Source organism: Pseudomonas sp. Xaverov 83 (assembly GCF_019352905.1).
Lineage (GTDB): Bacteria > Pseudomonadota > Gammaproteobacteria > Pseudomonadales > Pseudomonadaceae > Aquipseudomonas > Aquipseudomonas yamanorum.
The window spans coordinates 325,512-347,449 of sequence record NZ_JAAAFU010000011.1 but is presented as its reverse complement, the minus strand read 5'-3'; the positions used below and the strand labels follow the sequence as shown (position 1 = coordinate 347,449).

Annotated in this window: 17 protein-coding genes and 2 tRNA genes; 4 read left to right on the top strand and 15 right to left on the bottom strand. The window is 60.1% G+C overall.

The window, feature by feature from the left end:
* Positions 1–166 precede the first annotated feature (166 nt).
* The 10 genes from K0H47_RS05980 to rnr all read right to left on the bottom strand — a co-directional run bounded on the left by K0H47_RS05980 (position 167) and on the right by rnr (position 11,469).
* Complete coding sequence (locus K0H47_RS05980; RefSeq protein WP_093202336.1) at positions 167–616, bottom strand: hypothetical protein; 450 nt, start codon at positions 614–616, stop codon at positions 167–169.
* On the bottom strand, positions 613–1,545 hold the full coding sequence (locus tag K0H47_RS05975) for an NAD synthetase (protein ID WP_003217480.1): 933 nt from the start codon (positions 1,543–1,545) through the stop codon (positions 613–615). Before K0H47_RS05975 ends, K0H47_RS05980 begins: the two co-directional genes overlap by 4 nt.
* Before the next feature lie 220 nt (positions 1,546–1,765).
* Positions 1,766–4,069, bottom strand: coding sequence for a YgiQ family radical SAM protein (locus K0H47_RS05970; protein WP_026078089.1), 2,304 nt, complete (start codon positions 4,067–4,069; stop codon positions 1,766–1,768).
* A gap of 99 nt (positions 4,070–4,168) precedes the next feature.
* Positions 4,169–5,563, bottom strand: a complete 1,395-nt coding sequence (gene dnaB, locus K0H47_RS05965; protein WP_003217484.1) for a replicative DNA helicase — start codon at positions 5,561–5,563, stop codon at positions 4,169–4,171.
* A gap of 135 nt (positions 5,564–5,698) precedes the next feature.
* Positions 5,699–6,145, bottom strand: a complete 447-nt coding sequence (gene rplI / locus K0H47_RS05960; protein ID WP_003171376.1) for a 50S ribosomal protein L9 — start codon at positions 6,143–6,145, stop codon at positions 5,699–5,701.
* Between the two features lie 18 nt (positions 6,146–6,163).
* Positions 6,164–7,051, bottom strand: a complete 888-nt coding sequence (locus tag K0H47_RS05955) for a hypothetical protein (protein WP_063033381.1) — start codon at positions 7,049–7,051, stop codon at positions 6,164–6,166.
* Between the two features lie 36 nt (positions 7,052–7,087).
* Positions 7,088–7,318, bottom strand: coding sequence for a 30S ribosomal protein S18 (gene rpsR, locus K0H47_RS05950; RefSeq protein WP_002551829.1), 231 nt, complete (start codon positions 7,316–7,318; stop codon positions 7,088–7,090).
* A gap of 28 nt (positions 7,319–7,346) precedes the next feature.
* Entirely contained in the window at positions 7,347–7,769 is a 423-nt protein-coding gene (gene rpsF, locus K0H47_RS05945) for a 30S ribosomal protein S6 (RefSeq protein ID WP_003217491.1), read from the bottom strand.
* Positions 7,770–8,083: 314 nt separating this feature from the next.
* Positions 8,084–8,839, bottom strand: coding sequence for a 23S rRNA (guanosine(2251)-2'-O)-methyltransferase RlmB (gene rlmB / locus K0H47_RS05940; protein ID WP_003217493.1), 756 nt, complete (start codon positions 8,837–8,839; stop codon positions 8,084–8,086).
* Complete coding sequence (gene rnr / locus K0H47_RS05935; RefSeq protein WP_093202344.1) at positions 8,836–11,469, bottom strand: ribonuclease R; 2,634 nt, start codon at positions 11,467–11,469, stop codon at positions 8,836–8,838. The genes rlmB and rnr overlap by 4 nt, the downstream gene beginning before the upstream one ends.
* A gap of 224 nt (positions 11,470–11,693) precedes the next feature.
* Between rnr and K0H47_RS05930 the strand changes: the two genes are divergently transcribed.
* The 4 genes from K0H47_RS05930 to K0H47_RS05915 all read left to right on the top strand — a co-directional run bounded on the left by K0H47_RS05930 (position 11,694) and on the right by K0H47_RS05915 (position 14,806).
* Positions 11,694–11,780: transfer RNA gene (locus tag K0H47_RS05930), tRNA-Leu, on the top strand.
* A 178-nt stretch (positions 11,781–11,958) separates the two neighbouring features.
* Positions 11,959–12,045 (top strand) — tRNA-Leu (locus K0H47_RS05925).
* A gap of 170 nt (positions 12,046–12,215) precedes the next feature.
* Complete coding sequence (locus tag K0H47_RS05920) at positions 12,216–13,241, top strand: extracellular solute-binding protein (RefSeq protein ID WP_063033383.1); 1,026 nt, start codon at positions 12,216–12,218, stop codon at positions 13,239–13,241.
* The gene (locus K0H47_RS05915) at positions 13,241–14,806 is read left to right on the top strand and encodes an iron ABC transporter permease (protein WP_177069970.1); all 1,566 of its coding nucleotides are present in this window, start codon (positions 13,241–13,243) and stop codon (positions 14,804–14,806) included. The genes K0H47_RS05920 and K0H47_RS05915 overlap by 1 nt, the downstream gene beginning before the upstream one ends.
* Positions 14,807–14,913: 107 nt before the next feature.
* Here the strand turns inward: K0H47_RS05915 and K0H47_RS05910 are convergent, their stop codons facing one another.
* The 5 genes from K0H47_RS05910 to hflK form a co-directional block, all read right to left on the bottom strand.
* Positions 14,914–16,848, bottom strand: a complete 1,935-nt coding sequence (locus tag K0H47_RS05910) for a methyl-accepting chemotaxis protein (protein ID WP_063033385.1) — start codon at positions 16,846–16,848, stop codon at positions 14,914–14,916.
* 139 nt (positions 16,849–16,987) lie between these two features.
* Positions 16,988–18,277: an adenylosuccinate synthase gene (locus K0H47_RS05905; protein ID WP_003217505.1), complete on the bottom strand. Its 1,290-nt coding sequence runs from the start codon at positions 18,275–18,277 to the stop codon at positions 16,988–16,990.
* A 54-nt stretch (positions 18,278–18,331) separates the two neighbouring features.
* Complete coding sequence (locus K0H47_RS05900) at positions 18,332–19,519, bottom strand: ATP phosphoribosyltransferase regulatory subunit (RefSeq protein ID WP_219272175.1); 1,188 nt, start codon at positions 19,517–19,519, stop codon at positions 18,332–18,334.
* Between the two features lie 301 nt (positions 19,520–19,820).
* Positions 19,821–20,687, bottom strand: coding sequence for a protease modulator HflC (gene hflC / locus K0H47_RS05895; protein WP_017478342.1), 867 nt, complete (start codon positions 20,685–20,687; stop codon positions 19,821–19,823).
* A complete protein-coding gene (gene hflK / locus K0H47_RS05890; RefSeq protein ID WP_177025908.1) occupies positions 20,687–21,865 on the bottom strand; it encodes an FtsH protease activity modulator HflK in 1,179 nt (392 codons plus the stop codon). The genes hflC and hflK overlap by 1 nt, the downstream gene beginning before the upstream one ends.
* Positions 21,866–21,938 lie beyond the last annotated feature (73 nt).

The window sequence follows — 21,938 nt, the reverse complement described above, 5'->3', positions numbered from 1 at the left end:
GCATGAAAACAAAGCGCGCAAGACTTATGCCAGAGCAGTGGTCATTGCGCTTTATCGTGGGACCCGGTGCAGTACAGCACCAAAACGGCGCGATGGCTGCCGTCGTGGTGCGAGGGTTGCACATATTTGTGGCGGGAGTGTGAGGGTGGGTGGTGAATCTACCCAGTCACCGTGCTTTGTGCTTGGCGATCACGGCTTCGCGCAGGTGGCGCACTTCGCGCAGTTTCTGGCGCATTTCGCGGTGGCGCTTGCTGTTGAGCAGCAATAACCCCAACAACGGGAAGAGGACAGCCGAGCCATAGACCAGCACGTGAGAGGTGTATTGAATCATCGGCAATACGAACAGCAGGCAACATCCCAGGTAACCCGCCATCAAGCCGGTGGCCCACGAGCGTCCGCGCGCGATCATTACGTTGCCAAACACTATCACCGTGACCAACACCAGAATGGCAATCCCGGAGTAGCTGGATTTGAGCCCCGGATCAACGTCACGTAAATAAGTCACGCCCGCCAGGGATACAGCAGACGCCCCGGAAAAGATCGCCATGAAGATCGTGCCCATGAACACCGGGAAATAGCGTGCGAGAAAACTGCCCATGTCGGGAAAGCCGTTCATTCCGTCAGGTCCTCGTACAAGCCAATTGCAAGGGTGCTGGCGGCGCCAACATTACCGGTACGGTAGCTGCCGGTGAGGCCTAATATGCCACCCAGTGCATCTTTCATTTGGGTCAGGGTTGCGTGGCGAATTTCGGTGGAGCTGAAACTCTTCGTCAGCTTGCCTGTGCGCTGCTGCAACTTGAGCAACTTGGGCGTCAGGCTGGGGTCCCTCAGGCTTAGCAGTTCCTTGGTCAACTTCTTGCGTTCCTGGCGGCTCAAGCCCTTGAGCAGTTCGTACCAACTCTTGCCCAACGCGGCGGCCTTGTTGGCCTTGAGCAATCTCACCGTCGTCAGCGCGCCGGTGCCGATACCCACCAAAGAAGCGGCATCAAGGATGGGGGAAACAGCGCCGTACCATTCGGCGTCATCCATACGGTCATTGGCATCGGGGTCAAGGATTTCGTTGTAGGTACGCGCTACGCCAAACCCACATTGCGCGCTGCTGGCCAGCGCCGCCGTAACACCAATGCCGACCACAAAGGCACTGGCACCCGCCGTAAACGGTACGGCAACGCTGCCGCTGAAGACAACGATCCAGCCGATCACCGCAGCGGAGCATGACAACCCCATATCGAACGTCTCGCTCATGAGGCGCCCTTCCCGAGGGTTGGTCTTCACCTGCTCCACAAACTGTGCCGGGGCTATGTATTTTTGCGCCTCACGCAAAATGATGCGCTTGGGCCTGATGCTGCAAATCGGTTTGAATTCGCGCAGGGTGACGACATTGAAGTCAGCATCGATATACACAACACCCGCCCCCACAATGCCGGGATCGGCGTCGATGGCAGCAAACAGGCGTGGCAGGTTGATCTGGCTTTCGATGCGCTGGCGGGCCATGAACTGGGAGCGGTTGGAGTCCATGCCGATGCCAAGCAGGGGGCTGCTCATGGGGTGTTCTTCCTTGAAATGGGTGGTGACTGAACTGACGCTTTCGCGAGCAAGCCCGCTCCCACATTTGACCGCATTCCCCTGCCGGAACCCGGTCAAGTGTGGGAGCGGGCTTGCTCGCGAAGGCGATTTAATGGGCGCCACCTTAACAAACAGGCTACCCACCCGCTAGAAAGCAAAACGCCAGCACGAGGCTGGCGTTTTGCGATTCAGGCTGCGATCAACGCGGTACGACCGGCTTGCGGGCTGGCTTCTTGCCTTTGCCCTTGGCGGCGTCGGTGCGTTCCTTGGCGGCCTGCTTGTTGCGCGCCATGGCCGCGGCCTTGGCTTGCTCACGCTTGTCCCACGGATTGCTGCCGTCACTGCCACGGGGCGGCAGGCCGGTGTGCTGGGTGAGGATCCTGGTGGTGGTTTCCTTCGCAACCTTGTGGCTGCCAGCCGGCGTCGAGTTCTTGCGACGGGCGCTCTGGTAGCTGTCGGTGGCCGGCTGGTGCAACGGGATCAGTTGCTCCTTGCCCGGCCCGATCAGGTCGGCACGACCCATGCGGGTCAAGGCTTCACGCAGCATCGGCCAGCCTTTCGGGTCGTGGTAGCGCAGGAAGGCCTTGTGCAGACGGCGCTGTTCTTCGCTCTTGACGATGGTCACCGCGTCGCTCTTGTAGGTGACCTTGCGCAGTGGGTTCTTGCCCGAGTGGTACATCGCCGTGGCGGTGGCCATTGGCGACGGGTAGAACGCTTGCACCTGGTCGGCGCGGAAGCCGTTGCCCTTGAGCCACAGGGCCAGGTTCATCATGTCTTCATCGGTGGTGCCCGGGTGGGCAGCGATGAAGTAAGGGATCAGGTACTGCTCCTTGCCCGCTTCCTTGGTGTACTTCTCGAACATGCGCTTGAACTTGTCATAGCTGCCAATGCCCGGTTTCATCATCTGGTTGAGCGGACCTTCCTCGGTGTGTTCCGGGGCGATCTTCAGGTAGCCACCAACGTGGTGGGTCACCAGCTCCTTCACGTATTCCGGCGACTCGACCGCGAGGTCGTAGCGCAGGCCGGAAGCGATCAGGATCTTCTTCACACCCGGCAACGCACGGGCGCTGCGGTACAACTGGATCAACGACGAGTGGTCGGTGTTCAGGTTCGGGCAGATGCCCGGGAACACGCAGGATGGCTTGCGGCACGCGGATTCGATTTCCGGGCTCTTGCAGGCGATGCGGTACATGTTCGCGGTCGGGCCGCCGAGGTCGGAGATGACGCCGGTGAAGCCTGGCACCTTGTCGCGGATCTCTTCGATTTCGCGAATGATCGACTCTTCGGAACGGTTCTGGATGATCCGGCCTTCGTGCTCGGTGATCGAGCAGAAGGTGCAGCCGCCGAAGCAGCCACGCATGATGTTCACCGAGAAACGGATCATGTCGTAGGCCGGGATCTTTTCCTTGCCGTACGCCGGGTGTGGAACACGGGCGTAAGGCATGCCGAACACGTAGTCCATTTCTTCGGTGGTCATGGGAATGGGCGGCGGGTTGAACCACACGTCCACTTCGCCGTGCTTCTGGACCAGCGCGCGGGCGTTACCCGGGTTGGTTTCCAGGTGGAGCACGCGGTTGGCGTGGGCATACAGCACTGAGTCGCCACGGACTTTTTCCACGGACGGCAGACGAATGACCGTCTTGTCACGGGTCATGCGCGGGCTGGCCAGGATCTGTACGACCTTGGCCTCTTCCGGGTCTTCAACCGGGCCTTTTTCCTGCTCGATGGCGCAGGCCTGGGTGTCCTGGGTGTTCACGTACGGGTTGATGATCTTGTCGATCTTGCCCGGACGGTCGATACGGGTGGAGTCCACCTCGTACCAGCCTTCAGGCGTGTCACGGCGAATGAACGCAGTGCCGCGCACGTCGGTGATGTCTTCGATCTTGTGGCCCCACGACAGGCGCTGGGCGACTTCGACAATGGCCCGCTCGGCGTTGCCGTACAGCAGGATATCGGCGCAGGCGTCGATCAGGATCGAGTTACGAACGCGATCCTGCCAGTAGTCGTAGTGGGCGATGCGGCGCAGGGACGCTTCGATGCCGCCGAGTACGATCGGCACGTGCTTGTAGGCTTCCTTGCAGCGCTGGCTGTAGACCAGGCTCGCGCGGTCCGGACGTTTGCCGGCCATGCCACCGGGGGTGTAGGCGTCATCGGAACGGATTTTCTTGTCGGCGGTGTAGCGGTTGATCATCGAGTCCATGTTGCCGGCCGCGACGCCGAAGAACAGGTTCGGCTCGCCGAGCTTCATGAAGTCGTCTTTGGACTGCCAGTTGGGCTGGGCAATGATCCCGACGCGAAAGCCCTGGGACTCCAGCAGCCGGCCGATGATTGCCATGCCGAACGACGGATGGTCCACGTACGCGTCACCGGTGACGATGATGATGTCGCATGAATCCCAGCCAAGCTGATCCATCTCCTCCCTGCTCATGGGCAGGAATGGCGCAGGACCGAAACATTCGGCCCAGTACTTGGGATAGTCAAATAACGGCTTGGCTGTTTGCATGACGGTGACCGGTGTTGAGATGAAAAATCGCGGGCGCGGAATATAGCACAAATTTTGACCAATTCCGACCTTTGCAGTCGGAATTGGCGGGACGGCTTTTTACTCGTCTTCGAAGTTGTAGCTGCCCGGCGCCAGGTTTTCGAAGCGGGTGTATTTACCGATAAAGGCCAGGCGCGTGGTGCCAATTGGCCCGTTACGCTGCTTACCGATAATGATTTCAGCAATGCCTTTATGCTCGGTTTCCGGGTGATACACCTCGTCCCGGTATACGAACATGATCACGTCAGCATCCTGCTCGATCGCTCCGGATTCCCGCAAGTCGGAGTTGATCGGGCGTTTGTTCGGGCGTTGCTCCAGGGACCGGTTGAGCTGCGACAGGGCAACCACCGGGCAGTTGAATTCCTTGGCCAGGGCTTTCAACGAGCGGGAAATCTCGGAAATCTCGTTGGTCCGGCTGTCGCCGCTGGAACCCGGGATCTGCATCAACTGCAGGTAGTCGATCATGATCAGGGCAATGTCGCCATGCTCACGCACCAGGCGTCGGGTACGCGCGCGCATTTCCGAGGGGCTGATGCCCGCGGTGTCATCGATAAACAGCTTGCGGTCGTTGAGCAGGTTGACCGCCGAGGTCAGGCGCGGCCAGTCGTCGTCTTCCAGGCGACCGGCACGCACCTTGGTCTGATCGATGCGCCCCAGGGACGACAACATACGCATGATCAGCGATTCACCTGGCATCTCCAGGGAGTAAACCAGTACGGCCTTGTCGCTGCGCAACACGGCGTTTTCCACCAGGTTCATGGCGAAGGTGGTTTTACCCATGGACGGACGGCCGGCGACGATGATCAAGTCCGCAGGCTGCAGGCCGCTGGTCATGCCGTCGAGGTCGGTGTAGCCGGTGGACAGGCCGGTGATGGCGTTGTCGGTGTTGAACAGGGTATCGATACGGTCGATGGCCTTGGTCAGCAGGTCGTTGACGCTGACCGGGCCACCGGTTTTCGGCCGGGCCTCGGCGATCTGGAAGATCTGGCGTTCGGCTTCGTCGAGAATCTCTTCAGCGGTACGGCCTTCCGGGTTGAACGCGCTGTCGGCGATCTCGGTGGCGATGCCGATCAGTTGGCGCAACGTGGCCCGCGCACGGACGATCTGCGCATAGGCCTTGATGTTGGCGACCGATGGCGTGTTTTTCGCCAGCTCGCCCAGGTAACCCAGGCCGCCCACTTGGGACGTCTGGCCTTCCTTGTCCAATTGCTCGGCCAGGGTCACCACGTCGATCGGTGAGTTCTGGTCGGCCAACTTGGCAATGGCGCGGAAGATCAGGCGGTGGTCATGACGGTAGAAATCGCCGTCCGAGACTTGATCCAGCACGCGCTCCCAGGCGTTGTTGTCCAGCATCAAACCACCGAGCACGGCCTGTTCGGCCTCGATGGAATGTGGCGGCACCTTCAGGGCGGCGGTTTGCAGGTCATATTGCTCAGGTGCGGAGATATCGTTCATGGCCACTTGGAATAGTTGGAGAATCAGGGGCTACAGAAAAACAAAAGCCAGAAAAACAAAAGGCACGACCTGTGAACAGGATCGTGCCCGATGTTAACCGCCCGGCACGCGAGGTGCCAGTCAGTTAGGTGCTGCTTAAGCTGCTACCACAACAACGCGTACGGTTGCTTCGACTTCAGCGTGCAGGTGCACAGCTACATCGAATTCGCCAACGTTGCGGATGGTGCCGTTCGGCAGACGAACTTCGCTCTTCTGCACTTCAACGCCGGAGGCGGTCAGTGCATCAGCGATGTCGTGGGTGCCGATCGAACCGAACAGCTTGCCTTCGTCACCGGCGGTGGCAGTGATAGTCACTTCCAGCTCAGCCAGTTGGGCAGCGCGAGTTTCGGCCGAAGCTTTTTTGTCTGCTGCTGCTTTTTCCAGCTCAGCACGACGCTCTTCAAACGCAGCCAGGTTGGCAGCGGTTGCAGCGGTGGCTTTGCCGTATGGCAGCAGGTAGTTACGACCGTAGCCGGCCTTAACGTTCACTTTGTCGCCCAGGTTGCCCAGGTTGGCGACTTTTTCCAGAAGGATCAGTTGCATGTGAAAATCCTCTAACTTTTAACCTTCACCGTTCGCGTTATCGGCGTCTTTCGGCGCCAGACGACCGCGAAAATCAATCAGGCCGTCGACAATGGCCAAGACCACGAGTAACGGATAGATCAGCTGCATGAACAGCAACAGCGTCACGTACAACCCCACCAGCCAGAATCTGCCCAGTCGCTTTTGCGCCACCAGCCCATGAATCAGGGATAGCCCGGCGAATACCAGCGGTACGCTGCACAACGGCACCAACAGCGCCAGGCCAAACGTCGGCCCGACCACCATGAACGCCAGCAGCAACATCGCCGGTCCAGCGGGGATTCTGATACTGCGAAATTCGCGACCAAAACCACCCGGGTTATACAACAACGCCTGCCAGTAACGCCCAAGAATCAGGCTCAGCACGCTGACAATCTGCAACAGTGCCGCTATCAGGCCGGTCAGCATCGGTGCAACCACTGACGCGAAGCGCGCTCGCTCCTCTACCGATAACTGCTGGTAGAGATCCCCGAGGGCCAGCGGCAGGATCTTTATGATCTCCTGCGCCAGCGCCTCGATTTGCGGGCGGAAAGCCGCGCCAAGCGCCAGTGAATACACCAACCCCAATGCCACGCTGACCAGCAGCGTACGGACCCAGGACTCACTTGCGCGTAAAACCAACGCAAGGGTCGATGAACCGAGCAGTACCAGAAGTACCCGTGGATCATCGAATTTCAACCACCAGACCAAGGCCGGCAGTATTCCCAGGGCAAGAACGCCAAGGGCGTCCTTCAAACCGCGCCGCAGGAGCACAAGGCAACCTGCGGCAGCACCCAACCAATACAACAACGGCAATGCTGCACATCCAGCCACTACCAGAGTGGCCTGCACACGACCGCGCATGATGAACTCAGCTAAGGCGCGCATGCATTCAATCCCTTACTACTTGTCGACTGCCCGGTCTCAGCGGCCGTGGCTGTCGGTGTAGGCCAGCAGGGCCAGGAAGCGGGCGCGCTTGATAGCGGTGGCCAGCTGACGCTGATAACGAGCTTTGGTACCGGTGATGCGGCTTGGAACAATTTTGCCGGTCTCGGATACGTAGGCTTTCAGAGTGTTGAGATCTTTGTAATCGATCTCCTTCACGTCTTCAGCGGTGAAGCGGCAGAATTTACGACGACGGAAGAAACGTGCCATTTGATAGGCTCCTTAAAAGGTCCGTGGATTACTCGTCAGCGTTATCGCTGTTGTCGCTGTCATCACTATCAGCGCTTTCAGCGCCTTCGTGCTCAGGACGGTCGCGACGCTCACGGCGCTCACTGCGGTTTTCTTCAGCCTTGAGCATCTCGGATTGGCCGGTAACGGCTTCTTCGCGACGGATGACCAGGTTACGGATCACTGCATCGTTGTAGCGGAAGTTGTCTTCCAGCTCGGCCAGGGCCTTGCCAGTGCATTCAACGTTCAGCATCACGTAGTGAGCCTTGTGAACATTGTTGATTGCGTAGGCCAGTTGACGACGGCCCCAATCTTCCAGACGGTGGATTTTGCCGCCGTCTTCTTCGATCAGCTTGGTGTAACGCTCTACCATGCCGCCGACTTGCTCGCTTTGATCCGGGTGGACCAAAAAGATGATTTCGTAATGACGCATGAATGCTCCTTACGGGTTGTAGCCTGCCGCTCAAAAACGGTCAGACAAGGAGTGAATGACACTTATGGATCTTGCCGAAGGGAGGCACATGCGTGCCTGCCATGAAGGCAAGGGGCGCAATTGTAGAGAAGGGGGAGAAAGGGCGCAAGGTGATTGGTGATTATTTGAACAACGCAGAATCAAGGCAAACACAAAACAAATGTGGGAGCTGGCTTGCCTGCGATGACAATGGCACAGGCAACATCTCTGCTGACTGACACACCGCCATCGCGGGCAAGCCCGGCTCCCACAGGGTCTTGCGTCGCTCTTATGCCTTATTTCTTGGCTTTAGCCTTGGCGCCGCGCTGGCGCTGGGCTTCGAACAGGCAGACGCCCGTTGCGACTGAAACGTTGAGGCTGCTGACGCTGCCGGCCATCGGCAGGTGCACCAGGTAGTCGCAATGCTCGCGGGTCAGGCGGCGCATGCCCTTGCCTTCGGCACCCATGATCAGGATGGTCGGGCCGGTGAGGTCCTGGTCATAAATGCTGACCTCGGCCTCCCCCGCCGTCCCCACAACCCACAGGCCACGCTGCTGGAGTTTCTCCAGGGTGCGCGCCAGGTTGGTCACGGCCACCAACGGAATCACTTCCGCCGCACCGCAGGCGACTTTACGCACCACAGGCGTCAAGGTTGCCGACTTGTCTTTGGGCACAATCACCGCCAACGCACCGGCAGCATCCGCCGAACGCAGGCAGGCGCCGAGGTTGTGCGGATCGGTCACGCCGTCGAGCACCAGCAACAGCGGCGCGCCTTCGGTGCGATCGAGCAGCTCGTCGAGCATCGCTTCGCCCCATACCTGGCTCGGGCTTACGTCCGCTACCACGCCTTGGTGAACGCCTTCGACCCAGACGTCCATCTCACGACGCTCGGCCTGGCCGATGGCAACTTTGTTCTGATTGGCCAGCTCGACCAGCGCTTGAACGCGCGGCTCACTGCGGCCTTCAGCCAACCACACCTGCTTGACGCGTTTCGGGTGGTGACGCAGCAATGCTTCTACAGCGTGTACGCCGTAGATTTTTTCCAGACTCATGACTTGGCCTTAGGTTTGCGCGACCCGCCGCTCTTCGCGGGGGCCGAACCCGCTTTTGGCGGGCCTTTACGGTGTTTACTCGGCTTGCTCGACGGCTTTTCCGCCTCGCGGGACTTTCCCCCAGACGCCGCTTTACCACCGCTTTTGGCTTCGTTGAGCAACTGCTGCTTCAACTCGCGGCTCTTGCGCAGCTCGGCGTTTTTCGCCGCAGCATCGCTTGGGCGGTAGGCTTCGGGGGCCTTGTCCTTGGCAGACGAACGACGAGCAGGCTTGGCTGGCGCAGGCTCGGCGACCGCTGCTTTCGCAGGAGCACCTTTGCCTTTGCTGGCCGGCGCAGTCGTTTCGCCGCCACGTTTTTTACGGCCAGTCGGCTCCGCTGGCTTGTCGGGCATACCGAAGTCGATCTTGCGCTCGTCGAGGTCGACGCGCATGACCTGCACTTCCACGGTGTCGCCCAGACGGAAGCTGCGACCGGTGCGCTCGCCCGCCAAGCGGTGATGCACAGGGTCGAAGTGGTAGTAGTCACCCGGCAAGGCGGTGACGTGCACCAGGCCCTCGACGTAGATGTCGGTCAACTCGACGAACAGGCCAAAACCCGTCACGGCGGTGATCACACCCGGGAACGACTCGCCCACGCGGTCTTTCATGAACTCGCACTTGAGCCAGTTCACTACGTCGCGGGTGGCTTCGTCGGCACGGCGCTCGCTCATGGAGCACTGCTCGCCCAACTGTTCCAGGGCCGCTTCGTCGTACGGATAGATCCGTGCTTTCGGAATGGTCATGGCACCGGCGCGCTTGACGTGCGGGGTGTTCTGCTTGGAATGGATCACGCTGCGGATCGCCCGGTGCGTGAGCAAGTCCGGGTAACGGCGAATCGGCGAGGTGAAGTGGGTGTACGCCTCGTAATTCAGGCCGAAGTGGCCCTGGTTATCGGCGCTGTACACCGCCTGGCTCAGGGAGCGCAGCATGACGGTCTGGATCACGTGGTAATCCGGACGGTCCTTGATGCTCGCGAGCAGAGCCTGGTAGTCCTTCGGCGTCGGGCCGTCCTTGCCTTTGTGCAGGGACAGGCCGAGCTCACCGAGGAACGCGCGCAGCTTCTCCAGACGCTCCGGCGGCGGGCCGTCGTGCACCCGGTACAAGGCCGGAATCTCGTGCTTTTTCAGGAATTCTGCAGTGGCCACGTTGGCCGCCAGCATGCATTCCTCGATCAGCTTGTGAGCATCATTACGGGTGGTCGGGGTGATCGCGGCGATCTTGCGCTCGGAACCGAAGACAATCCGGGTTTCCTGAGTTTCAAAGTCGATCGCGCCACGCACGTGACGAGCGCCCAGCAGCACTTTGTACAGCGCATAGAGCTGCTTGAGGTGCGGCACGACATGGCCGTACTCACCGCGCAGGGCTTTGGCTTCGCTGGTTTTCGGCTGTTCCAGGATGGTGCTGACCTTGTTGTAGGTCAGGCGCGCCTGGGAGTGGATCACCGCTTCGTAGAACTGGTAGTCGGTCATTTCGCCGGTTTTCGAGATGGTCATCTCGCACACCATGGCCAAACGGTCGACTTTCGGGTTCAGGGAGCACAGGCCGTTGGACAGCTGCTCAGGCAGCATCGGGATGACGCGCTCAGGGAAGTACACCGAGTTGCCGCGCACCTGGGCTTCGTTGTCCAGGGCCGAACCAATCTTCACGTAGCTGGACACGTCGGCAATCGCGACGAACAACTTCCAGCCGCCGGAGAACAGGCGCAGTTTGCCAGGCTTAGCTTCGCAGTAGACCGCATCGTCGAAGTCGCGGGCATCTTCGCCGTCAATGGTGACGAACGGCAGATGGCGCAGGTCGATGCGTTTTTCTTTGTCTTTTTCTTCAACTTCCGGCTTGAGCTTGGCGGCTTCTTTGAGCACAGCCTCAGGCCAGACGTGAGGGATATCGTAGGTGCGCAGCGCAACATCGATTTCCATGCCCGGCGCCATGTAGTTGCCGACCACTTCGACGATATCGCCCTGCGGCTGGAAGCGCGCAGTTGGCCAGTGGGTGATTTTCACCTCGACGAACTGGCCGACCTTGGCGGCGCCATTGCGCCCCGGGGTGATCAGCACTTCCTGCTGGACCTTCGGGTTATCCGGCACGACAAAGCCGATGCCGCCTTCTTCGAAGTAACGGCCAACAATGGACTCGTGGGCACGGGACACCACTTCGACGATCACGCCTTCGCGGCGACCGCGACGGTCGAGGCCGGAAACGCGCGCCAGGGCACGGTCGCCATCGAACACCAGGCGCATTTGCGCCGGGCTCATGAACAGGTCGTCGCTGCCATCATCCGGGATCAGGAAGCCGAAACCGTCACGGTGGCCGGCAATACGACCGAGGATCAGGTCGAGCTTGTCCACCGGCGCGTAGGTGCCCCGGCGGGTGTAGATCAACTGGGCATCGCGCTCCATGGCGCGCAGGCGGCGACGCAGGGCTTCGAGTTGGTCTTCGGTGGTCAGACCGAATTCTTCAACCAACTGCTCGCGGCTAGCAGGCGAACCCCGATCGGCGAGATGCGCCAGGATCAGTTCACGGCTAGGAATAGGGTTTTCATATTTTTCCGCTTCACGAGCGGCCTCGGGATCGAGGGACTGCCAATCGGCCATTAGAGAGTTTTCACCTTGTCTATATGAGGGTTAGTTTGGCATACGCGTATTGAAACGGGAAATTTCAGGTGTCAACAAGCCCGTAAAAGCACTTTGTAGCCCTCGGAATGCACCTTGCGCGACCGCCCGCGAAATTTTCCAGGCTTTTTTGATAACTGGGCTTTACAGCGCAAAAAGTGGTCCGTATAGTGCGCGCCATCGACGACGGCAACGTTGACGATGCTGCCCAGATGGTGAAATTGGTAGACACGCCAGCTTCAGGTGCTGGTGACCGCAAGGTCGTGGAAGTTCGAGTCTTCTTCTGGGCACCAATTCCAAACTTGAGGTTTCAACCTTGAGTCTCACAAAAACCCGCGAAAGCGGGTTTTTGCGTTTCAGGTCTTTGATTTTTAACCATAAAGTTGATTTATAAAATCAAATCAGGGGTTTACAGATCAAAAAGCCCTCCGTATAGTTCGCTCCATCAACAGCGGCAACGTTGCTGATGCTGCCCAGATGGTGAAATTGGTAGACACGCCAGCTTCAGGTGCTGGTGACCGCAAGGTCGTGGAAGTTCGAGTCTTCTTCTGGGCACCAATTCTAAACTCAAGGTTTTAACCTTGAGTCTCACAAAAACCCGCGAAAGCGGGTTTTTGCGTTTCCGGGGTCTGAAAACTTCCAGACCGATTTGCCCCATGACCGCACCTGAGAAACTTTATCGTTTATCCTAGCAACGATTTGTTGCACTCAAGTGAGGAACACCCCGGATGATGATCCGCGATACCCGTCTCAAGACATCCCTTCTGCGTGGCCTGACCATCACTCTGCTCGGCCTGACCCTGCTCTCGCCCGCCGCCTATTCTGCCGACAAGGTTGCACTGACCTTGTACAACGGCCAACACAAGGAGGTCGGCGATGAACTTGCCAAGGCCTTCGAAGCCAAGACCGGCATCCACGTGAATGTGCGCAAGGGCAGCAGCAACCAGCTGGCCAGCCAGGTCGTCGAAGAAGGTGACCGCTCCCCTGCCGACGTGATCTACACCGAAGAATCACCGCCGCTGAATAAACTCGGCGAGCAAGGCCTGCTGGCGACCATCGACGCCAGCACCCTCGACGTTCTGCCCAAGGAATACGTGGCCGCCAACGGTGCCTGGATGGGCGTGACCGCACGCACCCGCGTCGTAGCGTTCAACCCGAAACTGATCGCCGAGAAAGACCTGCCCAAGTCAGTACTGGATTTCGCCGGCCCTGAATGGCAAGGCAAGGTCGGTTTCGTACCCACCAGCGGCGCATTCCAGGAACAGGCCGTGGCGATCATCAAGCTGCACGGTCGCGAAGCCGCTGAAGAATGGCTGACCGGCCTGCGCGCCTTCGGCAAGGTCTACAGCAACAACATGGTTGCGCTCAAGGCCGTGGAAAATGGCGAAGTCGCCACCGTCCTGGTGAACAACTACTACTGGTTCGCCCTGAAGAAAGAAAAAACCAACCTGGATTCGCAGCTGCATTACTTCACCGACGGTGATGCCGGCGGCCTGATCACCGTGTCTGCCGCTGCGGCGCTGAAATCCAGCAAGCATCCAAAGGAAGCCCAGCAATTGTTGGCCTTCATGGCCAGCGAAGAAGGCCAGCGGGTGATCACCAACACCTCCGCCGAATACCCGTTGCGCAAGGGCATGGAATCCAACCGCGGCCTCAAGCCTTTCAGCGAGCTGCAACCGCCGAAAGTCACCCCTGCCGACCTGGGCAACGCCGAAGAAGCCCTGGAACTGGAACGTGACGTTGGCTTGAACTGATGAACCCATCGCTCCCCGCCCCCGCCTTGCGCGGGGGTTTTACGCCGAGACGCAAACGCCCTTCGATCTGGTTGCTGCTACCAGTCCTGCTGCTGGTAGGCCTGAGCCTGTTGCCGCTGGCGTATGTCGGCCTCAAGGCCTGGCAAGCAGGATGGGCCGAGGCGGTGCATTTGCTGTGGCGGCCTTATGTGTTCGGACTGCTGCGCAACACCCTGGCGCTGATGGTCGGTGTGACCGTGGCCTGCGGCGTGATTGGCCTATCGCTGGCCTGGCTGCTGGAACGCAGCAACCTGCCGGGGCGGCGGATATGGGGAGTGATCCTGTGCCTGCCGTTTGCCGTGCCGGCGTTCGTCAGCAGCTTCACCTGGGTTTCATTGAGCGCCAATTTCGAAGGGCTGGGCGGGGCGATCCTGGTGATGACCCTGTCCAAATACCCGCTGGTGTTTCTACCGGTGGCGGCGACCCTGCGCAATCTTGACCCGTCTCTGGAAGAATCGGCCCGCACCCTCGGACTGAATCGCTGGGGCGTGTTCTTTCGCATCACCTTGCCGTTGCTGTGGCCATCGCTACTGGCGGGGGCGCTGTTGATTGCCCTGCACATGCTGGTGGAGTTCGGCGCGCTGTCGATCATCGGCCTGCAGACGTTTACCACCGCGATCTATCAGCAATTCGAGCTGGAATTCAGTAACGCCAATGCGGCAATGCTCTCGGCGGTGCTGCTGGTGATGTGCCTGACACTGCTCTGGCTGGAATTGCGGGTACGCGGCAAAGGCCGGCATGTGCGCACCGGCCAGGGCGCGGCGCGACATGCCGAACAGGTTCGACTCGGCAAATGGGCGGCGGTGGGGCAACTGTATTGCCTGCTCCTGGCGATCATTGGCAGCGGCATTCCACTGGGCATGCTCGGTTACTGGCTGGCCGTGGGCAGTTCAGCGGCATTTCCGGTTGCAGAGATCAGCGAGGCGCTGCTTTCTTCCTTGGCATTGTCCTTGGGCGGCGCCGCGCTTTGCCTGTTGTTTGCAGTGCCTGTGGGCTTGCTGGTGGTGCGCTATAAAGGCCAGCTCGCACTGTGGGCCGAACGCCTGCCATACCTGCTGCACGCCCTGCCCGGCCTGGTGATTGCGCTGACGCTGGTGTACTTCGCGCTGCATTACGTGCCGGCGCTGTATCAGACGTCGGCGTTGTTGCTGATCGCTTATGCGTTGCTGTTTTTGCCCCTGGCCCAGGCGCCGATCCGCACAGCACTGAACAAGGCGGCACCCCAGCTGGAAGAAGCGGCGAGAACACTGGGGGCGTCGTCGTTCAGTGCGTTTTGCCGGGTGACGTTGCCGATTATTTTCCCGGCATTGGGCGCGGCATTTGCGCTGGTCTTCCTGGATGCGATGAAGGAATTGACGGCGACGTTGCTGCTTAGTCCTACTGGATTGAACACACTGGCGACTGCCGTGTGGGCGCATACCTCGAATGTGGAATTCGCGGCAGCGGCGCCTTATGCCGCACTGCTGATTCTAGTGTCGGGGCTGCCGGTGTATCTGCTTACGACGCGGATGTATCTGAGCCGCTGAAATAGCTTTCGCGAGCAAGCCCGCTCCCACATTGCTCGCATTCCAGAAGTGGAACTCGGTCGAATGTGGGAGCGGGCTTGCTCGCGAAAGGGCCGCACCAGGCGACATCAAGCCCGGAACTGCCCCAAGCTCGCCTTCAACTGCGCAGCCAACCCATCCAGCACTTTGCCACTGGCTGTAGTCTCTACCACCGCCTGCGCCGCTCGCTCAGCCTGGGCATGAATGATCTCCACCCGCCCACGCACCGCATGCGCACCTTGCGCCTGATGCTCAGCTGCACGTGTCGCCAGGCCAATCGCTGCATGCACCTGCTCCACCGAGGCCTGCACCGACTGCTGCAGGCGCACGCTATCGCGCAATACCAGCAGACCTTCGCTGGCCTGGCGCCCGGCCTTGCCGATGGTCTCTACCGCCTCACGGGCGCCTTGCTGCAAGGCTACGATGTGGGCCTGGATATCTCCGGTAGAACTCTGGGTTTTGCTGGCCAGGGCTCGCACCTCATCCGCCACCACTGCAAAGCCACGCCCGGTCTCACCGGCCCGGGCGGCTTCGATCGCCGCGTTAAGTGCCAACAGGTTGGTTTGCTCGGCAATCCCGTGGATCACCGTCAACACCACCTCAATCTGCTCGCTCTGCTGCGCCAGGCGCTCGATCACCTTGGACCCGGCCTGCACCTGCCCCGCCAACGCCTCGATCAGGCTGCCGACTTCGGCTGAAGTACGTGAGTTCTCATCGGTCGCCTGGCGAATATCCACCACCTGCTGCAACGCCGCCTGCATCGCATGGCTTTCTGCCTGGGCCTCGTCGGCCATTTGCGACAGCGCCCGCAGGCTTTCAGCCACTTCATCACGCTGCAAGCCGGCGGCCGCATCGGCACCCGCATTGCGCAGGGTCATCGCGCCGATTTCCACGCCGGTCCGCTGGGCCACATCACCCGCCTCGCGCACGATGGGCTGCAACTTATCCACAAAGCGATTGACCGCCGAGGCCATATCGCCGATTTCGTCCCGACTGTTGATCTGCACGCGCTTGGTCAGGTCGCCCTCGCCTGCCGCCAGATCGTCCATTGCCGCAATCAGTAGCTTCAGCCGATTGACCACCCGGCGGCCGAGCACCACAGCAATCAGCAACAACACGCCAAAGCCAACAACCGCCAGGCCCATGCCGATGCGCCAACGCAAGGTGCCTGCCGCCTCTTGCACGGCATTGGTGGTATTGGCGGTCATCTGGCTGGCCGTGGCTTGTGCCGACTGCAAACGCGCGCCCATGGCTGCAGCGCTGTCCGCAGCGGCCCCCTTGAGACTGTCGCCCACTAACTGGTCACCGCTGGCAATCAGTGCAGCAAAACGCTTATCCAGCGCGGCCAGGTCAGTCTCTACTGCGGCGGTCGAAACCCCCATGCGGACCTTGCCGATCTCTACGCCATTGGGGCTGATGGACGCTTCGACGTAGAACACCGAGGGATCATTTTTCGCCGCGTCCAGCACTTTATCCAGGGCTCGTTCGCCTTTGCCCTTTTCCAGCAGCGCCTGGTTAATCGGGTTTTCACGGTTGAGGTAACGGGTCAGATGTTCGCCAGCCGCGTCGTCATACACCACAAACAACACGTTGGGATTGCGCTGGGCTCTGCGGGCAAACTCAGACAGCGTCGGCACGTCGCTGTCCCACATGGCGCGCGGCGCCACCGAGGCGAGCAGTTGCGCCATGTCGCTGGCAGAGTCCTGCAGGTCTTTTTCCAAGGTCGCACGCAGTTGCTTCTGCTCTTCCTGCAGGCGCGTGGAAAGCCCTGCCGTCAGACGCTGGCGAGTACTGGAAGACAGACTGTCCAGACTGGAGGTGACTTCCTTTCCGGCCTGAGCCAACTCGCCGGACAGTTTCTGGCTGTCGACGCCCAGGCGATTGCCCAAATCCGCTTCCAATGCAGTGACGGTGCTTCGCGTCAGGGCGACGGCCACCAGTACTTGCACCAAAAGAGCGATACCTAGGGTAACGAACACCGGCCGCAACAGCCGGCTTTGTAACAATGAGAGAACGGCAGACACTGGGAATCCCTCCACCACGGGTGCCATTAATTTGATAGCACCGCGAAAGAAAGAACCATAGCAAGGGCCGTGCCGTTTACCAGCCGGAAACGACAAAGGGCTCCCGAAGAAGCCCTTTGCTTTTTACATCAACAGCTTATTAAGCGAACGGGTGACGCAGAACGATGGTCTCGTTGCGGTCCGGGCCCGTCGAAATAATGTCGATTGGCGCACCGATCAGCTCTTCGACGCGCTTGATGTAAGCGCGAGCGTTGGCTGGCAGCTCTTCCAGGGTCTTGGCACCCACGGTCGATTCGGTCCAGCCCGGCACTTCTTCGTACACAGGCTGCAGGCCTACGTAGCTGTCAGCATCAGTCGGGGCAACGTCCTTACCTTCCGCATCTTTGTAGCCGATGCAGATGTTGATGGTTTCCAGGCCGTCAAGTACGTCCAGCTTGGTCAGGCAGATGCCCGAGATGCTGTTCACATCGATAGCACGACGCAGGATAACGGCGTCGAACCAGCCACAACGACGAGCACGGCCGGTAGTTGCGCCGAACTCGTGACCTTGTTTGGCCAGGTGCGCACCAACGTCGTCGAACAGTTCAGTCGGGAATGGACCCGAACCCACACGCGTGGTGTACGCCTTGGTGATGCCGAGGATGTAGTCCAGGAACATCGGGCCAACGCCCGAACCGGTCGCAACGCCGCCAGCGGTGGTGTTGGAGCTGGTGACGTACGGGTAGGTGCCGTGGTCGATGTCCAGCAACGAACCCTGGGCGCCTTCGAACATGATGTCTTTGCCAGCGCGACGCAGGTCGTGCAGCTCGGCAGTCACGTCCAGCATCAGCGGCTTGAGCAGCTCAGCGTATTCCTTGCACTCAGCCAGGGTCTTTTCAAACTCGATGGCTGGCTCTTTGTAGTAACCCACCAGCATGAAGTTGTGGTAATCCACCAGTTCACGCAGCTTGTCTTCAAAGCGCGGCATGTTGAGCAGGTCGCCTACACGCAGGCCACGACGTGCAACTTTGTCTTCGTAGGCCGGGCCGATGCCGCGACCGGTCGTACCGATCTTCAGCTCGCCACGGGCCTTTTCACGGGCCTGGTCCAGCGCAACGTGGAAGGACAGGATCAGCGGGCAGGAAGGGCTGATACGCAGGCGCTCGCGCACTGGCACACCTTTCTCTTCCAGCTTGGTGATCTCGCGCAGCAAGGCGTCAGGTGCAACCACCACGCCGTTGCCGATCAGGCACTGCACGCCTTCGCGCAGTACACCCGACGGGATCAGGTGCAAGACGGTTTTTTCGCCATCGATGACCAGGGTGTGGCCAGCGTTGTGGCCACCTTGGTAGCGCACTACGGCGGCAGCATGTTCGGTCAGCAGATCAACGATCTTGCCTTTGCCCTCATCACCCCATTGGGTGCCCAGGACTACGACATTCTTACCCATAACACTTGTCCTCATTCGCGCAAACTTGGTGCCGGCAGCGGCCGGCAGGAAAACTCAAGAAGCCAGTGGCGATAATTGCCAAAGCCCATTCTGCTGAATCAATTGCCGGTCGCAGTCCGCATCACGGGCGGCGGCCAATGGCTGCCCAGGCAAGGCCTGGACTACACGTTGACCCTCACTGCGCAACTGGCAAACCTGCTGCCAGAGTGCTGCGTCCGTACTGTCGGGCATCCAGATACCGCCAGACGGCAGCTCGACCTCAGCACGCCCCAGGGTCACCAGGGTTTTCAAATCAGTGGAAAAGCCGGTCGCCGGACGGGCACGACCGAAGTCGGCGCCGATATCGTCATAACGGCCGCCCTGGGCAATGGCTTGTCCAACACCCGGGACAAACACCGCGAACACCACACCGGTGTGGTAGTGGTAGCCGCGCAACTCACCCAAATCAAAATACAGCGGCAACTGCGGGAAGCGCGCAGACAACTGCTCGGCAATCGCCAGCACGTCATCCAGGGCCGCCAATACATCAGCTGGCGCATTCGCCAGACGATCACGGGCGGCGGTCAGCACTTCACGGCCGCCACACAGATCCACCAGCGCACGCAGCATGCCGGCCAGGTCAGCAGGCACGCCCGCCGTCAAGGCGATCACTTCATCGATGGCCTTGCGTTGCAGGGCATCGAACAACTGTTGTTCCACTTCACCCGACAAACCGGCCGCACGGGCCAGGCCGCGGTAGATGCCGACATGCCCGAGGTCCATGTGCACATCCGGCACATCGGCCAGTTGCAGCATGGCCAGCATCAAGCTGATGACTTCCACGTCGCTGCTCGGGCTGGCATCGCCGTACAACTCGGCCCCCAACTGGATCGGGCTGCGGGACGACGACAACGCACGCGGTTGAGCATGCAGCACGCTGCCGGCGTAGCACAGGCGGCTCGGCCCTTCGCGACGCAGGGTGTGCGCATCAATGCGCGCGACTTGCGGCGTGATGTCGGCACGAAAGCCCATTTGCCGGCCCGATTGCGGGTCGATGACCTTGAAGGTGCGCAGATCCAGGTCCTGGCCCGCGCCGGTCAGCAGGGATTCCAGGTACTCGATATGGGGGGTCACGACAAACTCGTAACCCCAGCTCTGGAACAGATCCAACACCTGGCGGCGCGCGATTTCAATGCGTGCAGCTTCTGGTGGCAGTACTTCTTCGATGCCATCTGGCAGCAGCCAGCGGTCTACCGTTGCCATTACGCCATTCCCCTATGATCCGGGCGGCCAGCCCTCGGGCGAGCCTTGAGTGAAGCAGAAAATACCCGGCCCCTGCATAAACCACGCGCAAGAGCGACGTGACGAACGACCAACAATCGGCCTCGTCGGGCACTTTCCTCGAAAAACCTGTGGCGCCTGCGGAGCAAAACCACAATCAAACATGCAGACGCAAAAAAGCCGGGAATTTCCCGGCTGCCGCATCATACACCCGTTTTCTGAAAGGATCACCCCGCCCGGCATTTTAGCCGCCCGACGGAGTGATTCTCAGACTACATGCGGGTTACTTGGACTTTTCCAGGTAGCGGAAGAAATCGCTACTTGGGTCCAGCACCATGACGTCGGTTTTGTTCGCGAAGCTTTCACGGTAGGCACGCAGGCTACGGTAGAACGCGTAGAACTCCTGGTCCTGGCCATAGGCCTTGGCGTAGATCGAGGCGGCTTGAGCATCACCATCACCACGAGCCTCTTCAGACTCGCGATAGGCTTCTGCCAACAGTACGCGACGCTGACGGTCGGCATCCGCACGGATCCCTTCTGCCAGTTCGTTACCCTTGGCACGGTGCTCACGAGCCTCGCGCTCACGCTCGGTGCTCATACGCTCGAACACGCTGCGGTTCACTTCCTTCGGAAGGTCGATAGCCTTGACCCGAACATCGATCACTTCGATGCCCAGTTCTTTTTCCGCCATCGTGTTCAACGAACGCGTGATGTCAGCCATCAGCGCATCACGTTCACCGGATACCACCTCGTGCAGGGTGCGCTTACCAAACTGGTCACGCAGGCCCGATTCCAGACGGCGCGACAAACGCTCGTCGGCAATCTGCTTGAGGCCGGAGGTCGCGGTGTAGAAACGCTCGGCATCCTTGACGCGCCACTTGGCGTAGGCGTCAACCATCACGGCTTTCTTTTCCAGGGTCAGGAAGCGCTGTGTCGGTGCATCCAGGGTCATCAGGCGGCCGTCGAACTTGCGCACCTGGTTGACGTAGGGGACTTTCACATGCAGGCCCGGCTGGACATCTGCCTGGACCACGCGACCGAATTGCAGCAACACAGCGCGCTCGGTCTGAGACACGATATAGAAGCAGTTCCAGGCAGCGATGACCACGACGACGCCCACAATCAGGGCGGTCAGCGATTTATTGCTCATCAACGACTCTCCCTGGTACGTGTTTGCTGTTGCAGCAAGTCAGCGGCCGCACGGGCGCTCGCTTCGTTGGCAGCAGCATTGGAACCGGTAGCCGGTGCGCTGGTGCTGCTACGACCACCTTCGATCATCTTGTCCAGCGGCAGGTACAGCAGATTGTTCTGCCCGCCCTTGCTGCCGGTCACGAGAACCTTGCTGGTGTTGCTGAAGACTTCCTGCATGGTGTCCAGGTACAGACGCTCACGAGTGACTTCCGGTGCCTTGCGGTACTCGGCCACCAGCTTGGTGAAACGATCTGCCTCACCCTTGGCACGGGAGACCACTTCGTCGCGGTAACCGTTGGCATCCTCAAGGATGCGCTGGGCCTGACCACGAGCTTCCGGCACGACGCCGTTGGCGTAGGTTTCAGCCTGGTTGCGCGAACGCTGCTCGTCTTCACGGGCACGGATCACGTCATCGAAGGCTTCCTGTACTTCACGCGGTGCGGCTGCGCTCTGTATGTTGACCTGGGTTACGGTGATACCGGTGCGATAGGTATCGAGGAACCGTTGCAGGCGCTCCTTGATCTCGCTGGCCATCAATTCACGACCTTCGGTCAGCACCTGATCCATTGCGGTGGAACCCACCACGTGGCGCAGGGCACTTTCGGTCGCTTGTTGAAGGCTGATTTCCGGCTGATCGACGTTCAGCACGAAGTCCTGCAGGTTGCTGATCTTGTACTGCACGGTCAGCGGCACTTCGACGATGTTCTCGTCTTCAGTCAGCATCTGGCCCTGCTTGGTGTAGGCACGCTCACGCGTGACGTTTTCCATGTACTTCTTGTCGATCGGCGGGAAGTAGATGTTCAGGCCAGGGCCGACGGTCTCGTAGTACTTGCCGAAGCGCAGCACCACGGCTTGCTCCTGCTCGTCCACCACATAGACGGCGCTGTACAGCCAGACGGCCGCCAGCACAACGAGGCCGATGCCGAGCAGGCCGTAACCACCGCCCTTGCTCGTACGACCGCCTTCGTCACCACCACCACGTTTTTTTCCACCACCGAACAACCCATTCAGGCTTTCCTGCAGCTTTCGGAAGGCCTCGTCGAGATCTGGTGGCCCCTTGCGGTCGCCATTATTGCGGCGTTTACCACCCCAAGGATCCTGATTATTCGAGTTGCCACCCGGCTCATTCCAAGCCATAGCGCTCTCCATCTGATAAAGCAAAGACGCACCCACGGCGCGCCGACCAATGCTACAGAATGCCTGTCACAGC